Below are 16846 nucleotides of genomic sequence, written 5' to 3' on the forward strand. Positions count from 1 at the left end.
ATGCCTTCTTCTTGGAGGCCTTCTTCTTGGAGGCCTTCTTCTTGGAAGCCTTCTTCTTGGAAGCCTTCTTCTTGGAAGCCTTCTTCTTGGAAGCCTTCTTCTTGGAAGCCTTCTTCTTGGAAGCCTTCTTCTTGGCTACCTTCTTCTTGGAAGCCTTCTTCTTCGTGGCCTTCCTGCGTACGGCCTTCTTCCTGGTGGCCTTCTTGCGGGTAGCCTTCTTGCGAGTGGTGGCCCGGGTTGCCGTCTTCTTGCGACGGGTCGCGGTGCGTTTCTTTCGCGTGGTCTTCTTGCGAGTTGCCATGTCTTACCTCCGAGAGAAGATTACTCGCCACTGAGTATATACGAGACTTGACAGATTTCCAGGAATGAGTGCAAAGCGATTGTCACAATGATTTGCAGTAACATGCAATCCCCCTGTGTGGGGGGGTAGGTAATTACTCTCTACCCATCTTCACGATTCGATCCCACTCCTTTTTGCTAACCGGTGTGATCGAGAGCCGGTTACCGCGCTGCAGAATCCTCATATCGGCGAGTTGTGGCTGTTTCTTGAGCTCGGCGAGAGGGATGTAATGGGGGAATTTCTCCACGAATCGCACATCAACCATGAACCAGCGGGGATTATCCGGGTCGCTCTTCGGATCGAAGTGGGGATCCTCGGGATCGAAGGCGGTGTGATCCGGGTAACCTTCGCGGACGATTTCCATGATGCCCGCGATGCCCGGCGGCTTGGTGTTGGAGTGGTAGAACAGTGCGAGATCGCCTTTCTTCATCTGGTCCCGCATCATGTTTCTGACCTGATAGTTGCGACAGCCGTCCCAATGGGCGGTCTTTTTCGGTGAACCGGCAAGGTCGTCGATACTGAATTCATCCGGTTCGGATTTCATCAACCAGTATTGCATCCAGGTGTCTCCTTTTTTGACATTATTGCTTTGTGGCGGCTTCGACTTGGCAAAAATCCTGCCAACCCGTTTCGGTAATCACGGCATCCAGCGGTATGTCCCAGGCCTGTTTGGGTAACTTGGTCTGCTGCTGGAATGCCCAGGCTGTGCCGACCAATCTTGGCCCGGGCCAGTGTTCCCTTAAAAGGCGAAAGGCAAAACTGCGATCATAGAATCCCGCACCCATGCCCACTCGATTGCCTTCGTGATCGAAGGCGACCAGGGGGGTCAGAACCAGGTCAATGCCATGAACCAAGCATTCTCCCGCTTCAGGCGGTGGTTCGGGGATGCCGAAATGATTGCTGATCAAGGTCTGCCCCGGCTGCCAGCGGCGAAATACGAGTCGGTTCTCATGGGGGAGTACGACCGGCAGAAAGCATTGCTTTCCCCGTTCCGCAGCAGCCTGGAGCACCGGTCGCAGGTCCGGTTCGCCACCGAATGGGATATAGGCGGCCACGGTGTGGCTGCGAAGAAAGCAGGAAGAGCCGAGGAGGTGGCGACACAGGCGATGATTCATTATCGCCCGCTGTGCCTGTGGTAGTTGTCGGCGCCGTGTTTTTAGTTCTCGGCGCAGGGAGCGCACTGAAGCCATGCAGGTGGTCCCTTGAAGAGGGGGCACCTCCCACCTGTGCCGTCACGGACCATCGCCCTTGAACCGATGGTTCAAGTGGGGCCTTCCGCTGTGCCTTAGGCTTTCCGCTCGGTGGCGGACATGCTCACTGGCACCGCAGGTGCAGCCCTTGGGTATTGCTTAAGGCTCGAGGGGTAACCCGGCCCGTGTCGTACACCGCAGGAGATGCCAAACTCTTGGACGCCCTTTGAGCGTCTCCGGTTCCATTATGGAGCCTAAGAGGGGTGTTTCCAAGGGGGCGTTGCCTGGCGACAGGCGTTGTCAGTGATTCAATCGTCGCCGGCAGTCGGGGTTGCAGGACTGTCAGATTTGCCCAGGCGGGCATCCAGCTTGCTGTGCAGACGGCGGATCCGGTCGACAGCCGTTTCCGTTGCCTCACGCCCCTTGTCCTGATTGCGGAGCAGGTCATTCGCCATGTTGAGCGCGGCCATCACGGCAATTCTGTCGAGCCCCACGATACGGCCACTATCGCGGATTTCCCGCATCATGCGATCCAGGTAATCCGCGGCCTGAAGAAGCGCAACCCGCTCTTCCTCGCGACAGGCGAATTGATACTCCTTCCCGAGGATCTTGACGCTGACCTGGGTGGTCTCACTCATGGGCCGGGCAAGCCACCAGGGCTCAGGCCTGTTCGAGGGATTTAAGGCGGGTAATCATGGCCTCCACACGAGTGCGGGCCACTTCGTTTTTCTGGAGCAGGCTCGCCCGTTCAGTGACCAGCGAGCCCTGCCGATCCCGCAGGGAATCATTTTCATCCTGCAGACGATCAACAAGGCCAAGGAGTTCTTCCACGCGGCTTTCCAGACGCGCCAACTCAAGCTCAAGCTGTTCTCGTGTGGACTTTTCGCTCATGCGCTCAACTATAGGCCGCGCCGCGCCAAGAATCAACGCCGGAAGCCCGGTCTGTTAGACTCTGGACCAGAGTCGATGCATTCCCTGCGCGGAGAATACGGTGAATTTGCCCGAATACAGCAAGGTTTCCACCGCCTTCAGGCAGGCTCAGGCCTTGTCGGAGCCGGCAGAGAGTCACGGCACCCTTTGCGGCCTGCTGGCTGCTGCTCCGGAGGCGGATTGGCAGGAGCAGTGGCTTCGTCTGAGTCTCAACTCGGAAGGGCAAGGCGCTGTATCGCTGCCGGCATCGGTCCGTCCGGTCCTGGATGCGCTCTATGACGCGACCCAGGCTGAAATGGTGGACTTGCAGATGCGGTTCGAGCCCTTGCTGCCAGACGATGACCATGGCATTGCCGAGCGTGCGCGTTGCCTGGGCTTGTGGTGTCAGGGCTTTCTGTTTGGTTTCAGCACGGCAAGGCCAGGCAGTCACGAGGGCCTGCCGCCGCAGGTGCGGGAAGTTCTGGATGACCTGGGGCGTCTGGCCCAGGTGGAGCCGCCGCAAGGCGAGGGAAGTGATGAGGACGAAGCCGCACTGCTCGAAATCGTCGAATATATCCGGGTTGCCGCTCAGCTCGTTCATGATGAGCTGAAACTCAAACAGGGGCAGCCACCCACCGATACACGACACTGAATACCCATGCAGCGGGAATTCCGGAAACGTCGCCAGCAACTCATGCGCACCATGGGGCCAGGGGCGGCCGCCATATTGCCGGCGGCGTCGGCGCTTTATCGCAGCCGTGATATCCCCCATCCCTATCGTCAGGACAGTGATTTCTGGTATCTCACCGGCTTTCCCGAGCCGGAAGCGGTCATGGTGCTCGTGCCCGGACGCGTGCAGGCGGAATATATTCTGTTCTGTCGCGAACGGGATCCCGAGGGAGAAGCCTGGGAAGGGGAACGCGCCGGACCGGATGGGGCCTGTGAGCGTTATGGGGCTGATGATGCCTTTCCCATTGCCGACCTGGACGAGATTCTGCCCGGCCTGCTGGAAGGTCGAGAACGAATTTTCTATCCAATGGGACGCCAGCCGGATTTTGATCGCCGGGTGACGGCATGGGTCAAGCATCTCAAGGAACGGGGCGAGGGTGGCAATGAGGCCCATGAGATCGTGGCCCTGGACCATGTCTTGCAGGACATGCGTGCCTACAAGAGTGCGGCGGAGCTGCGTTGCATCCGCCAGGCGGTGGATATCAGCGTGGAGGCTCACCTCCGGGCCATGCGCTACTGTCGCCCGGGACAATGGGAATATTCGGTTGCGGCCGAGATTCTGCATGAATTTCAGGCCCGGGGCCTTGAGCCTGCCTATCCCTGTATCGTGGCCGGTGGCGGCAACGCCTGTGTACTGCATTACACCGCCAACAATCAGCGGCTTCGCGATGGCGATATGCTCTTGATCGATGCCGGCTGCGAGTACCGGATGTACGCGGCCGATGTGAGCGGAAGTTTTCCCGCCAATGGCCGTTTCAATCGCGAACAGCAGGCCCTTTACGAACTGGTTCTCGCGGCTCGGGATGCGGCCTTCACGCGCTTGTATCCCGGCGCCAGCTGGAATGATTCCCACCTCGCTGTTGTGGAAACCCTGACTCAGGGGCTGGTGGATCTGGGTATCCTGTCGGGGCCTGTTGAACAGCAGCTGGCCGAGGGTGCCTATCGACCCTTCTTTCGTCATCGCACGGGCCACTGGCTGGGCCTGGATGTTCATGATGTGGGTGAATATCGGATTGACGGTCAGTGGCGGGAGCTTGAGACGGGCATGGTTCTGAGCGTGGAGCCGGGCCTGTGTATTCCCGCGGGTACACCGGGTGTGGACGAGCGGTGGTGGGGCATGGGCATTCGTATCGAGGATGATCTGGTGATCACGGCTGATGGTCATGACTGTCTCTCCAGTGGCATGCCCCGGACCGTGAGCGAGATTGAGTCGTTCATGGCGGGGAGTCATGCAGCATGAGCCCGTCCCGAGCCAGCCATGATGTGCTCATCGCCGGTGGCGGCATGGTGGGCGCGACGCTCGCCCTGGCCCTGGGACGTCTGGGCTGGCGTGTTGCGCTGGTTGAGCCGGCTGGCTTCAGTGGCCAGGACAGCCCCAGTTTTGACGAGCGGGCCACCGCCCTTTCCTGGTCCTCCCGCCAACTCTTCTCCACCCTTGGTCTCTGGGATGCCATGGCTGCTGACAGCGCCGCGATTGAGCATATCCATGTCTCGGAGCAGGGTCGTTTTGGGCGGAGTCGTCTGCATGCCGGGGATCTGGATGTGGATGCCCTGGGCCATGTGGTTCCCAATCGCGCCATTGGCAGGGAGTTGCTTGCCGCTTTGGCTGATGAAGCCCTTGTCGAGACCGTCACAGCAGGCGCCACCGGCGAGCTGGAACAGGATGACGATGGTGTGAGCCTTGTGTTGGATGGCGGCGATAGCCTGCGCGGCCGACTTCTGGTGATTGCCGATGGTGCCCGCTCGCGATTGCGGCAGTCCCTGGGCATGCCCGTTCATAGCGTTGAGTTCCCCCATTCCGGCCTGGTGGCCAATGTTTCGGTTGAACGGGACAGTGGTGGTTGGGCCTATGAGCGATTCACAAGCGATGGTCCCCTGGCCATGTTGCCCTTGCCGGCGGATCAGAGCGGCCGACCACGCATGAATCTGGTCATGAGCGTGGCCCATGATCAGGTCGAGCCTGTCCGTTCCATGACGGACGCGGAATTACTGGCTCGAATCCAGCGGTCCTTTGGCTATCACCTGGGCCGACTGCTGTCTGTCGGGGAGCGGGCGATTTATCCTCTCAATCAGGTCGGGGCACGTCAGTTGCTGGCCGGTCGCTGCCTCCTGGCGGGCAATGCCGCCATGGCCCTGCATCCGGTTGCCGGACAGGGATTCAATCTCGCCCTGCGGGGTGTGGCGGATCTGGCCGAGCAATTGTCATTGCTCGACCCGAATCGGGATGATCCCGCCCAGCCCGACAGGCTTGCAGCGCTGGAACGCCGTCGCCTTGAAGATATTCGTCGAACCGCGATGATGACTCGACTGCTGGTGGAGGGGTTCACCCTGCAGGGGCCGGGGCTGGCCAAGCTGCGCAGTCTCTTGCTGGGAGTGTTTGACCGGACGCCCCTGGCCAGCCGCCGTTTTGCCCGGCTCGGCATGGGACGGGTCAGTGGCCTGCCTGGACCGAGTCGCGGCATACCGTTGGCGGGCCCATCCGACAAGGGAAGCCCCTGATCATTCCAACCCGTATCGTCCCGAGGCTGGTATCCTGATTGAAGGCCGGGCAGCCACCATGGGTCCGGGACAGCAGTGTGGGGAGTCATGGAGCTTACCAACCAGGTCATACTTTTCATTGGTCTGATCTTTCTGGTCAGCATTCTGGCCAGCGTGCTCTCCGCACGCCTGGGCGCCCCGATGCTGCTGGTCTTCCTCGTCATCGGCATGATTCTCGGCGAGGAAGGCATCGGAATTCGCTTCGATGATATCCAGACGGCCCATCTCATTGGCAGTCTGGCCCTGGCCATCATCCTCTTCGATGGCGGCTTGCGGACCTCCACGTCCAGTTTCCGCGTTGGTCTGAAACCGGCCGTTTCCCTGGCCAGCCTGGGGGTATTGCTCACCGCCGCCATTACCGGCCTGTTCGCGGCCTGGCTGCTGGATATCCACTGGATTTACGGCCTGCTTCTGGGTGCCATCGTGGGCTCCACGGATGCCGCTGCCGTGTTTTCACTGCTCCATACGTCCCGGCTTGAATTGAAGCAGCGGGTTGCCGCGACGCTGGAGATCGAGTCAGGCAGCAATGACCCCATGGCCATTTTCCTGACCCTGGCCATGGTGGAGCTGATTCTGGCCGGACAGCGCCATCTGGACGGGACACTGGCGGTGGAGTTCGTTCGTCAGATGGGCCTGGGGGCGGTTATCGGTCTTGGCGGTGCCTGGGTCGCCGCCAGAGGGATCAATGCCCTTCCTTTGACGCCGGGTCTCTATCCCCTGCTGGCAATGGCCGCCGGGCTGCTCATATTTGGTATTACTGCAGCCGCTGGCGGCAGTGGTTTTCTGGCGGTATATCTTGCCGGTCTGGTTCTCGGCAATGCCCGGGTGCAATCGGTGCAGAATATTCGCCGATTCCACGATGGCATGGCCTGGATCAGTCAGATCGTCATGTTCCTGATGCTTGGCCTGCTGGTAACCCCCAGCGAACTGATTCCCGTGGGTCCCCATGCGCTTCTGATTGCCCTGGTTCTGATATTCGTGGCCCGGCCGCTGGCGGTGCTGGTCAGCCTGCTTCCGTTCCAGATTCCATTCAAGGAGCAGGCCTTTATCGGCTGGGTGGGTCTGCGCGGCGCGGTGCCCATAATCCTTGCGATTTTCCCCCTCCTGGCCGGCATCCCCGAGGCCCACACCTTCTTCAATGTTGCCTTCTTCGTGGTCCTGATCTCACTGATCGTCCAGGGTTGGAGTCTGGTGCCGGCAGCCAGGCTGCTGGGTGTGCAGATACCGGCGAGCAGTCATCTGGTCCAGCGCCTGGAGCTTGATTTGCCCGGGCAGCCGGATTACGAAATGGTGGGCTATCAGGTGGATGTGGACAGCTCGGCTTGCGGGCGCAACCCCGACGCCCTGGTTCTTCCCGAGGGGGTGAAGACAGTACTTGTGATCAGGAATGGCCGACTCCATGCACCTGCCGAGATCAATGCCCTGGAGTCTGATGATGCGGTCTATCTGGTCACGCCCCTGGCCCATGTGGATCTGCTGGACAGACTGTTCGTCTCTCGGCGGGCACCGCAGTTGCAGGCCGACAAGCGTTTCTACGGGGAATTCACCCTCAACGGTACCGCCCGTATGGCTGATCTGGCTGCCATGTACGGCTTCGTTTCTCCGCCGGATGCCGCGGACTGCAGTGCGGCGGAATTCCTGATTGAACGCTTCGGCAAGCCAGTGGTGGGGGATCGGGTGCGAGTTGGTCCGGTGGAACTGGTGATTCGGGAAATGGACGGGGACCATCCGGATAAGGTCGGCCTCAAGCTGCTTCAGGAGTAGACCGGGGCCGGCGACTTACACTGCCGGCCCCGCTCAGGTCCCTTGCTGGAGTCAGGCGGATTCCACCTGGGCCAGCTTCTTGATTTCCTGCAAGGCAACCGAGACGGTCGCAAAATCGAGGCCGCCCACGTTCTGCATGTCCCGGATGATGCTCATGGCGTGCATGACGCGCTCATCATTTTCCGCACACCAGGCGTCCGCACGCTCATTGGCGGGCAGGTCTTCCTGCAGGGTATCGTCCAGCACAATCCCGGTCAGGTCGCGACGATAACCGTAGAGGTTCTCCCGCAGGGTGCCGCGGGCGACGGATTGCCAGTGGCCTTCGGCGGGCAGATCCTCGATCTCTTCGCGAATCCAGTCCAGATGCAGGTGGCGGCCGATGTCGAAATAGACCTTGGCCGCGGTGGCCATATCCAGGTCCCTGTTGCGGGCCACTTCCACCAGGTCCAGACCCGAGTAGAGATAGTCCGCAGCCGCCACGTTCCTTGCCAGGGGCTCGGGCACGCCCATGTCCACCAGTTGCTGGATGTTCTGGCCCAGACGACGGATCTCGCTCTCGGGCAGCAGCTCCATCAGAGTGTCACGTAATTCGGCAATGCCGGGCGCGAAGTAGTCCACCCGCTCGGCAATATCAAGCCGGCGTTCGGGACGATTCAGAAGCCAGCGGGTGGCATTGCGCAGCAGGCGTCCCAGTTGCACCATCATGGAGACCTGGACGCTTGCAGGTACCTTGTTATCCAGCGCTTCGATGCCTTCCCAGAGCTCGCGGACCGCATAGGCTTCCCGGGCAATGGTGTAGGCCCGGGCCACGGAGGCATGGTCCGCGCCAGTATCATCCCGCATGCGTTGCGAGAAGCTCGGCCCCATGCGGTTCACCATGCTGTTGGTGATACTTGTGGCAATGATTTCCCGACGCAGGCGATGCTGTTCCATCTGCGCCTGATAGCGGTCCCGCAGGGGGCTGGGGAAGTAGTTGATCAGCTCCCCTGACAGATAGGCATCTTCCGGGACATCCGAAGCCAGCAGATCAGCGTAGATATCATTCTTGGCGTAGGCCAGGAGAATGGAGAGCTCGGGGCGTGTCAGGCCCTTACCCGACTTGCGCAGCAGGCCGATTCCTTCATCATCGGGCAGATATTCCAGCGAACGGTTCAGGTCCCCTCTGCGCTCCAGTATCCGGAGCAGGTGGACATGTTCGTTGAGTCGGCTGGCAGCCTGTGCCTCGGTAAAGGACAGGGCCTGGGTCTGCAGGTAATTATCCCGAAGCACTTGATGGGATACCTCTGCCGTCATGTCCATGAAAAGGTTGTCACGCTGCTTGCGCTTGAGGCCACCTTCGGCCATGACCATGCTGAGCAGGATCTTGATGTTCACTTCGCGGTCGGAGCAGTCGACACCGCCCGAGTTGTCGATGAAGTCGGTATTGATCCGGCCGCCCCGCTGGGCGTATTCGATTCGGCCCAGTTGGGTCAGCCCCAGGTTACCGCCTTCACCGACCACACGGCAGCGCAATGCCGAGCCATTGACACGGACACCATCATTGGCGCGATCACCTACATCGGCGTGGCTTTCATCGACGGACTTAACATAGGTGCCGATGCCGCCGTTCCAGATCAGGTCCACCGGTGCCTTGAGAATGGCACGGATCAATTCCTGAGGCGTCATGCGGGATTCTTCCACATCCAGCATTTCCCGGACTTCCCTGGAAAGGGTGATGCTTTTGGCGCTGCGAGAATAAATACCGCCGCCCTTGGAAATCAGGCTCTTGTCGTAGTCGTCCCAGGTAGAACGAGGCAGCTTGAACAGTCGATCCCGTTCCTGGAAGCTCGCCGCCGGGTCCGGGTCGGGATCCAGGAAGATATGCATGTGGTTAAAGGCCGCCTTGAGTTTGATATGGCGGGAGAGGAGCATGCCATTGCCGAAGACATCCCCGCCCATATCGCCAATACCGACTACGGAGAAGTCCTGGTTCTGGCAGTCGATGCCCATCTCGCGGAAGTGACGCTTGACTGACTCCCAGGCGCCCTTTGCGGTGATGCCCATCTTCTTGTGGTCATAGCCCACGGAGCCGCCGGAGGCGAAGGCGTCCCCAAGCCAGAAGTCGTATTCGGCGGCTACCTGGTTGGCCAGGTCCGAGAATGTGGCTGTGCCCTTGTCCGCTGCCACCACCAGGTAGGGGTCGTCGTCGTCATGGCGCACACAGTTCCGGGGCGGGATGACTTCACCATCCTTGAGATTGTCGGTGATATCAAGCAGGCCCCGGATGAAATCCTTATAGCAGGACTCCACTTCCGCCATCATGCTCGCCCGATCCGCCTTGCGGGGCGGTTGCTTGACCACGAAGCCACCCTTGGCCCCCATGGGCACGATCAACGTGTTCTTGACCTGCTGGGCCTTCATCAGGCCAAGTACTTCGGTTCGGAAGTCTTCCCGTCGGTCGGACCAGCGCAGGCCCCCTCGGGCCACCTTGCCGCCCCGCAGGTGCACACCTTCCACCCGCGGCGAGTAGAGGAAGATTTCGTAAGCCGGCCGGGGCAGAGGCAATTCGGGTACCTTGGCCGGATCGAACTTGAAGGAGGTATAGCTTTTCCAGTTACCGTCGCTGCCGGTCTGGTAGAAATTCGTTCGCAAGGTGGCGCGGATGACGCCCAGATAGGCCCGCAGGATGCGGTCGGCATCGAGGCTGGCCACCGCCTCCAGGGACTGACTGATTTCCTGGCAGAGATCATGGTAACGCTGATCCCGTGCTTCGCTTTCCTGGGGATCAAAGGCAATCTCGAACAGGCGCGCCAGTTTACCGGCCAATTCGCTGTTCTCAACCAGGGTGTCTTCCATATAGGTCTGACTGAAGGGCAGCCCGGTCTGGCTCAGATACTTGCAATAGGCCCGGAGGATGGTGACCTGGCGCCAGTCCAGTCCAGCGCTGAGGATCAGGCGATTGAAGCCGTCATTCTCGGTCCCGTCCTGCCAGGTCTGCTCGAATGCTTGCTGGAACTTGTCTCTGACGGCCTCCAGGTCGATGCCTTCCCCGCTGGCCAGGATCATCTCAACGTCCTGAATCCAGACAATGGAGAGATCGCCCATTTCCACTTCATAGGGGCGCTCGGAGATGACCTTGAGACCCATGTTTTCCAGCATTGGCAGGATGTCGGAAATGGGGATGGGCTGTTCCCGACGGAAAATCTTGAATCGCAACAGGTTCTTGAGATGGCTATCCGGCTGATAAAGACTCATGCGGATGCTGTCGTCATCTCTCAGCCGGTCCATTTTGACGATGTCGTAGGCCGCGGCGGCAGGTTTCACATCCTCACGGTAGGCAGCGGGGAAGCAGTTGGCGTAGCGGTGATGCAATTTCAGGCCATGTTCTTCGCCCAGGCGCTCCACCAGCACATCCCGCAGGTGGTCCTGCCAGGAGCGGACCACATCCTCGATTCGAGCCTCGATATCGGCAATGTTGAATTCCGGCGCCGTCCACGGTTCGGTACGAACGATGATGTGGGCACGGGCCAGGATGGATTCGTCGATCTCCACCGTGGATTCGGTGCTCAGGCCATTGAGTTCGGACTTGAGGATGGCCTGGATGTTTTCCCGAACCTGGGTGTTGTAGCGTTCCCGGGGCACATAGGCCAGGCAGGAATAGAAGCGACCGAAGGCATCACGCCGGATGAAGAGCTTGACCCGCTGCCGCTCCTGCAGCTGGACGATGCCGGTGCTGATCTCATAAAGCTCATCCACGGAGCTTTGAAACAGCTCGTCCCGCGGATAGGTCTCCAGAATGTGAAGCAGGGCCTTGCCCGCATGGCTTGCGTCGGGCAGGCGCGCCTTCTTGATCACTGCCTCCACTTTCTTGCGCAGAATGGGGATATCCCTGGGGCTGCGGCTGTAGGCGGAGGAAGTGAACAGGCCGAGAAAGCGTCGCTCGCCGGTGACATTGCCGTCTTCGTCAAACGTCTTGATACCGACATAATCCAGATAACTGGGTCGATGCACGGTGGCAAAGGAATTGGCCTTGGTAATCACCAGTAGCTCGGACGACCTGGCCTTTTCACCCACCTCATCAGGCAACAGCCTGCGCGGGCTCTCGGAGGGACGGTTTCTCAGAATCCCCAAGCCGGTCTTGTCCTTCGGCTCCAGGGCCAGGTGATCGCCATCTTCAACCAGCTTGTATTCCCGGTACCCCAGAAAGGTGAAATGATTGGACTCCATCCAATCCAGGAAGCTGATGATCTCGCGAATATTGCTGCTGGTTTGCGGCGGTTCGGTTTCCAGCTGGACGCGAATTTCATTGGCCTTCTGGCGCATCTTCGACCAGTCCTGAACCGATAGCCGGACATCATCCAGCACCCGGAGCAGTTCTTCGCGAAGGCCGTTCAGGCGTTCCTCATCGGTCTCCCGGTCGATCTCGATCTGCTGCCAGGATTCCACCAGGGTCTTGTCGCCCATGTCATCACCGGGCTCGCCGCTGGCACGCAGGCGTCCCTTGGGGGTGCGGTCGACCTGGATCAGGGGGTGCACCGTCAGGTGGATGGTAAAGCCCTGACGATTGAGGGCCATGGAGAGGGAGTCCACCAGAAAGGGCATGTCATCGGTAATGATCTCCACGACCGTATGCTGCGATTCCCAGCCATCCCGACTGCTGTCCGGGTTATATACCCGAACTGCCGGCTCTCCCGGCTTGCGGTCGCGCCCGAAGCGCCGGTGAGCCAGTGCGGCGCCGGCCAGATCCTTCGGCTCCCGGTCGGACAGATCCTCCTGGGCCACGGCATTGAAGTAATGCCGAATGAAGCCCTCATACTGCTCGTTGTAGCGCTCACCCAGACTGTCCTGGGCAGCGGAGAGAATTTGCTTGATTCGGGTGCGCTTGGTGGTGGTCTTCTTTGCCGCCATCGACGGATCCTTAACTGGCCGAGTGAGAACAGAGGATGAGCGCCCGGTGTTAAAACAAAACAGCGCCCGACCCAGAGAGGGCGGGCGGTGGGGAAAACCGGGCGTATACCCGGATTCTAACGGGTTTGGGCCACTTAATGTATGGGTTTTGGGGGAATTTCGGGGAAATTCAAACGCTGGGCCAGGAGTGAGGGGTGAGGGGTGAGGGGTGAGGGGGTGGCACCAAGTTCCTGCCCCTGACCCCTGACCCCTGACCCCCCAAAAAAACCCCGGCAGGCCGAAGGCCTCCGGGGCTTTGTCACTGACAACGACTGTCAGCCGTCGATCAGAACGGCTTCTGCAGGTCGTCGATGACCGCCTTGAGGAAGCGACAGGCTTCGCCGCCGGTGAGACAGCGGTGGTCGAAGGTGACCGACAGGGGAATGCGCTTGTGGCATTCCATGCCGCCCATGACCGCTACCACGTCGTGGCGAATGCCGCCGGTGCCGAGAATGGCCACCTGGGGCGGGACCACCACCGGGGTGGCATAGCGGCCGGCCATCATGCCGAAGTTCGACAGGGTGATGGTCGGATCCTTCATGTCTTCCGGGGCCACGCTGCGATCCCGGGTGGCCTGCTTGACGGCATTGAGCTTCTGGCGAAGCCCGGCGGCATCGGACTGGTCCACCTGACGCAGTACCGGCACGATGAGACCGTCCGGGGTATCCACGGCCATGGCCACATCCACGTTCTCGTGCAGGATGCGCTCCCGCTTCTCGCCGTCATACCAGGCATTCATGCCGGGTTCGGCCCGCACGCCGGCCACCAGGGCACGGATGATGCGGCCGGTGATGTCCTGTCCGGGCTGCCAATAGTGAATGTCGGCATCGTCGAACAGGGTGCAGGCGGCCACCTGGTCGCGGGAGGCGGACATGCTCATGTGCATGGCACGGCGCGGGCCACGAATGGGCTGCGGCACGCCGTATTCCACATCGTCCCGCGGCGGGGCCATGGGCGTTTCCATGCCACCGGCAAAACCCATGGCCGGTGCCGGGGTGTCGGCGGCCGGGCGACGGGCACCGCCGGAGGCGGCGGCCTTTTCCACGTCGGCCGCGGTGACCTGGCCCTTGTTGCCGCTCGGGGTGACCCGGCTGAGGTCCACATCCAGCTCTTTCGCCAGACGGCGCACGGCGGGCAGGGCCTTGACCTTGCCGGTGCCGCTGGGCTTGCGCCGCTTCTTGCGCACGATGGCGGTTTCGGTGAGTTCCTCGTCGGAGGTGGTCATCTTGCCCACCACGCTGCCGGCGTCTTCACGCTCGCCATCGTCCTTGGCGGGTTCTTCCTCGGCCGGTGCGTCGTCACCACCCTCGGCGCTGCCGAAGGTCACCAGGGGCTTGCCCACTTCCACCACATCGCCGTTGTTGGCGTGCAGCTTGCCGATGACACCGTTTTCGGGGGAGGGCACATCCACCACGGCCTTGGCGGTTTCCACCGCCACCAGGGGATCATCCACCTTCACTTCATCGCCTTCGGCGACTTTCCATTCGACGATCTCGGCGTCCTGCAGACCTTCGCCCAGGTCGGGCAGGTTGAAGACCACGCCACCGCCCGCAGCGGCCGTCTTCTTCTTGGCCGGCTTGGCTTCCGCCGGCTTCTCGGTCTTGGCTTCGGCAGGTGCGGGCTCGGCCTCGCCGCTGTCCGGCTCGCCGTCGAAATCCACCAGGGGCTTGCCCACTTCCACCACATCACCGTTGTTGGCATAGAGCTTGGTGATGGTGCCGCTCTCGGGGGAGGGCACGTCGACCACGGCCTTGGCGGTTTCCACCGCCAGCAGGGGATCATCCACATTGACCGTGTCGCCGACCTTGACCTTCCATTCGACGATCTCGGCATCCTGCAGGCCTTCGCCCAGGTCCGGGAGATTGAATGTCTTCATGGCCTTAGTCCTCCATAGTCCGCTGCACGGCGTCCTTGATGCGGGCCACCGACGGCAGGTACTGCTTTTCCAGCTTGAACAGCGGCATGGTCACGTCATAACCGGTGACACGCTGGACCGGGGCCTTGAGGTCATAGATACCCTTCTCGGCCAGGTTGGCGGCAATCTCGGCGCCCACGCCTACATTGCGCGGGGCCTCATGAACGATCACTGCGCGCCCGGTCCTTTCCACGGATTCCAGGATGGTATCCATGTCCAGCGGGGAAATGGTGGCCACATCGATGACTTCGCAGCTGATGCCCTCGGCTTCCAGCTCCTTGGCGGCCTGCAGGGTTTCGTGCATGGCCGGTGCCCAGGAGATCAGGGTCACGTCGCTGCCTTCCTTGAGCACGAAGCAGACATCCAGGGGCAGGGCCTCGCCGTTGTCTTCCACTTCCTGCTTCACCATCCGGTAGAGGCGGTTCGGTTCGAAGAAGATCACCGGATCGGGGCAGCGGATGGCCGCCAGCAGCAGGCCGTAGGCACGCTGCGGGGACGACGGAATCACGGTACGAAGGCCCGGGATGTGGGCGAACAGCGCCTCGGTGCTTTCCGAGTGATGCTCGGGGGCGTGAATGCCGCCGCCGAAGGGGGCACGGATCACCAGCGGGCAGCTCATGCGGCCCCGGGTCCGGTTCCGCAGGCGGGCGGCATGGGACAGGATCTGGTCGAAGGCGGGGTAGATGAAGCCCGAGAACTGGATTTCACCCACCGGGCGCAGGCCCTGGGCGGCCATGCCCACGCCCATGCCGGCAATCATGGATTCCGCCAGCGGGGTATCCACGACCCGGTTCTCGCCAAAGCGTTCCTGCAGGCCGGCCGTGGCCCGGAAGACCCCGCCGTTGACACCCACGTCCTCGCCATAGACCACGACCCGATCGTCGTTTTCCAGCTCGTGAGCCATGGCCATGTTCACGGCATCAATAAGAGTGATCTTAGCCATTACGACGGGCCTCCTTGATAGCGATCTCGCGCTGTTCGGCCAGCGGGTCGGTGATTTCCTCGTAGTGGTAATCGAACATGTCTTCCACGCCTGGGGCTTCGATGGACTGGTATTCCTCCACCGCGGCATCCACGGCCTGCTTGCACTCTTCCAGCAGGGCCTTTTCCTGGTCTTCGTCCCACCAGCCCTTGTCGGTGATGTACTGGCGCAGGCGGATGAGCGGCTCCTTCTTGCGCTCGGCTTCCACTTCATCGTCGGAACGGTAGCGGCGGGCATCATCCGCGGTGGTGTGGTCATGCAGGCGATAGGTCATCATTTCGACGAAGGTCGGGCCTTGGCCCTCGCGGGCCTTGTGCAGAGCGTTCTGCATCACGTCACGCACGGCCACGATGTCATTGCCGTCCACCTGCACGCAGTCCATGCCGGCGGCAATGCCTTTCTGGGCCAGGGTTTCGCAGGCGGTCTGCTTGGACAGGGGCACGGAGATGGCCCACTTGTTGTTCACGGTCACGCCCACGAAGGGCAGCTGCCAGGCGCCGGCGGCGTTGAGAGCCTCGTAGAAATCACCCTCGGAGGTGCCGCCATCGCCGATCACGGTCACGGCGGCGCGCTTCTCGCCCCGGTACTTGAAGGCCATGGCGGAGCCGGCGGCATGCAGGTACTGGGTGGCGATGGGCACACACCAGGGGAAGTCATGCTGGGGGCCGGAGAAGTTCGAGCCGCGCTCGTCGCCGCCCCAGTAGAGCAGCACTTCGGACATCTTCACCCCACGCATGAACTGGGCGCCATACTCCCGATACATGGGGCAGAAGGCGTCCTCCTCGATCATGGCCGCGCCGATGCCCACATGGGCCGCCTCGTGGCCCAGGCAGGACGCGTAGGTGCCGAGCTTGCCGGTCCGCTGCAGGGCGATGGCCTTGGTGTCGAACACCCGCACCTTGGTCATCATCTTGTACAGCTTCAGCAGTTCTTCCTTGTCAGCCCACTTGGGCAGGTCCTTGACCGGCTTGCCTTTCGGGTCCAGGAACTGCTCGAAGGGGATCTCGAACTTCGCCGCGATACTCACTGGCTAACCTCCCGTGCTGAGGAGCTGGCGGGGAATCCGCCGGCTCCGTAACGGCTTTGCCCGGGAATCCGGCCCGCCACCTGGTGAAAGCACCAGGACGGCGGGCGACATTCCGGGCGCCCGCCCGTTTCTGCCATCCGCTGGGAATCCGGTCTGGGAAACGGGGTTGATGCCGGCCCGCCCTGCTGTATAGCGGGTTTCGGGCCGATCCAAAATCACGTGTCCGCACCCCGCAAGTCGCCCTTTGAGCCTGTTGCCACAGGCGCTCAATCCGGTGCTTGTCGAGCGCGGCCGCGCGAAGTTTAGCAAAACCCGCCTTCGACCGCATTCGAACGCTCGTTTGAGTGGTGGTTGCCTATCGACCCTGGCCCAGACTGGCTCCGGGCCGCGCCGACTTGCCCGCATTGTCAGTCGGTGTATAGTCCCCGGCGAAACCAGCCTGTGCCGGGAGCAAGGAGTCAGTCATGTCGAATCGCCGGGATATTGAGGACAGCATTGCCACCGATCTCAAGGATCGGCTCACCTA

13 protein-coding genes, 1 other RNA gene and 1 pseudogene are annotated in these 16846 nt (G+C 61.4%); 4 read left to right on the forward strand and 11 right to left on the reverse strand.

The window, feature by feature from the left end; translation table 11 throughout:
* The 6 genes from VCB98_RS12115 to VCB98_RS12140 form a co-directional block, all read right to left on the reverse strand.
* On the reverse strand, window positions 1–301 hold a 301-nt coding region (locus VCB98_RS12115; RefSeq protein WP_346052900.1), incomplete at its 3' end, for a hypothetical protein.
* A gap of 133 nt (window positions 302–434) precedes the next feature.
* Complete coding sequence (locus VCB98_RS12120; protein WP_346052902.1) at window positions 435–899, reverse strand: EVE domain-containing protein; 465 nt, start codon at window positions 897–899, stop codon at window positions 435–437.
* A gap of 22 nt (window positions 900–921) precedes the next feature.
* Window positions 922–1530: a 5-formyltetrahydrofolate cyclo-ligase gene (locus VCB98_RS12125; RefSeq protein ID WP_346052904.1), complete on the reverse strand. Its 609-nt coding sequence runs from the start codon at window positions 1528–1530 to the stop codon at window positions 922–924.
* Window positions 1531–1553: 23 nt separating this feature from the next.
* A non-coding RNA gene (ssrS, locus tag VCB98_RS12130) (6S RNA) lies at window positions 1554–1737 on the reverse strand.
* Window positions 1738–1838: 101 nt separating this feature from the next.
* Window positions 1839–2168: a cell division protein ZapA gene (locus VCB98_RS12135; protein WP_346052906.1), complete on the reverse strand. Its 330-nt coding sequence runs from the start codon at window positions 2166–2168 to the stop codon at window positions 1839–1841.
* Between the two features lie 22 nt (window positions 2169–2190).
* Window positions 2191–2421: a TIGR02449 family protein gene (locus tag VCB98_RS12140; RefSeq protein WP_346052908.1), complete on the reverse strand. Its 231-nt coding sequence runs from the start codon at window positions 2419–2421 to the stop codon at window positions 2191–2193.
* A gap of 100 nt (window positions 2422–2521) precedes the next feature.
* Between VCB98_RS12140 and VCB98_RS12145 the strand changes: the two genes are divergently transcribed.
* The 4 genes from VCB98_RS12145 to VCB98_RS12160 all read left to right on the forward strand — a co-directional run bounded on the left by VCB98_RS12145 (window position 2522) and on the right by VCB98_RS12160 (window position 7470).
* Window positions 2522–3091 (forward strand): UPF0149 family protein, encoded by a 570-nt coding sequence (locus tag VCB98_RS12145; protein WP_346052910.1) that lies wholly within the window; start codon window positions 2522–2524, stop codon window positions 3089–3091.
* Window positions 3092–3097: 6 nt separating this feature from the next.
* Window positions 3098–4408, forward strand: coding sequence for an aminopeptidase P N-terminal domain-containing protein (locus tag VCB98_RS12150; protein WP_346052912.1), 1311 nt, complete (start codon window positions 3098–3100; stop codon window positions 4406–4408).
* Window positions 4405–5667, forward strand: coding sequence for an FAD-dependent monooxygenase (locus VCB98_RS12155; protein ID WP_346052914.1), 1263 nt, complete (start codon window positions 4405–4407; stop codon window positions 5665–5667). Before VCB98_RS12150 ends, VCB98_RS12155 begins: the two co-directional genes overlap by 4 nt.
* Before the next feature lie 87 nt (window positions 5668–5754).
* On the forward strand, window positions 5755–7470 hold the full coding sequence (locus VCB98_RS12160) for a potassium/proton antiporter (protein ID WP_346052915.1): 1716 nt from the start codon (window positions 5755–5757) through the stop codon (window positions 7468–7470).
* Between the two features lie 51 nt (window positions 7471–7521).
* Here VCB98_RS12160 and VCB98_RS12165 read toward each other — a convergent pair whose 3' ends face one another.
* From VCB98_RS12165 to pdhA, 5 genes and pseudogenes are all read right to left on the reverse strand, one after another.
* Window positions 7522–12357, reverse strand: a complete 4836-nt coding sequence (locus VCB98_RS12165; RefSeq protein WP_346052917.1) for an NAD-glutamate dehydrogenase — start codon at window positions 12355–12357, stop codon at window positions 7522–7524.
* 325 nt (window positions 12358–12682) lie between these two features.
* Entirely contained in the window at window positions 12683–13936 is a 1254-nt protein-coding gene (locus VCB98_RS12170; RefSeq protein WP_406672756.1) for a dihydrolipoamide acetyltransferase family protein, read from the reverse strand.
* A 174-nt stretch (window positions 13937–14110) separates the two neighbouring features.
* Window positions 14111–14272: pseudogene (locus VCB98_RS14015) on the reverse strand (biotin/lipoyl-containing protein); the annotation flags it as partial.
* A 4-nt stretch (window positions 14273–14276) separates the two neighbouring features.
* Window positions 14277–15254, reverse strand: a complete 978-nt coding sequence (locus VCB98_RS12175) for an alpha-ketoacid dehydrogenase subunit beta (protein ID WP_346052921.1) — start codon at window positions 15252–15254, stop codon at window positions 14277–14279.
* On the reverse strand, window positions 15247–16320 hold the full coding sequence (pdhA, locus tag VCB98_RS12180) for a pyruvate dehydrogenase (acetyl-transferring) E1 component subunit alpha (RefSeq protein WP_346052922.1): 1074 nt from the start codon (window positions 16318–16320) through the stop codon (window positions 15247–15249). Before pdhA ends, VCB98_RS12175 begins: the two co-directional genes overlap by 8 nt.
* Window positions 16321–16846: the final 526 nt, after the last annotated feature.

This window comes from Natronospira elongata (assembly GCF_034931365.1).
Classification (GTDB): Bacteria; Pseudomonadota; Gammaproteobacteria; order Natronospirales; family Natronospiraceae; genus Natronospira; species Natronospira elongata.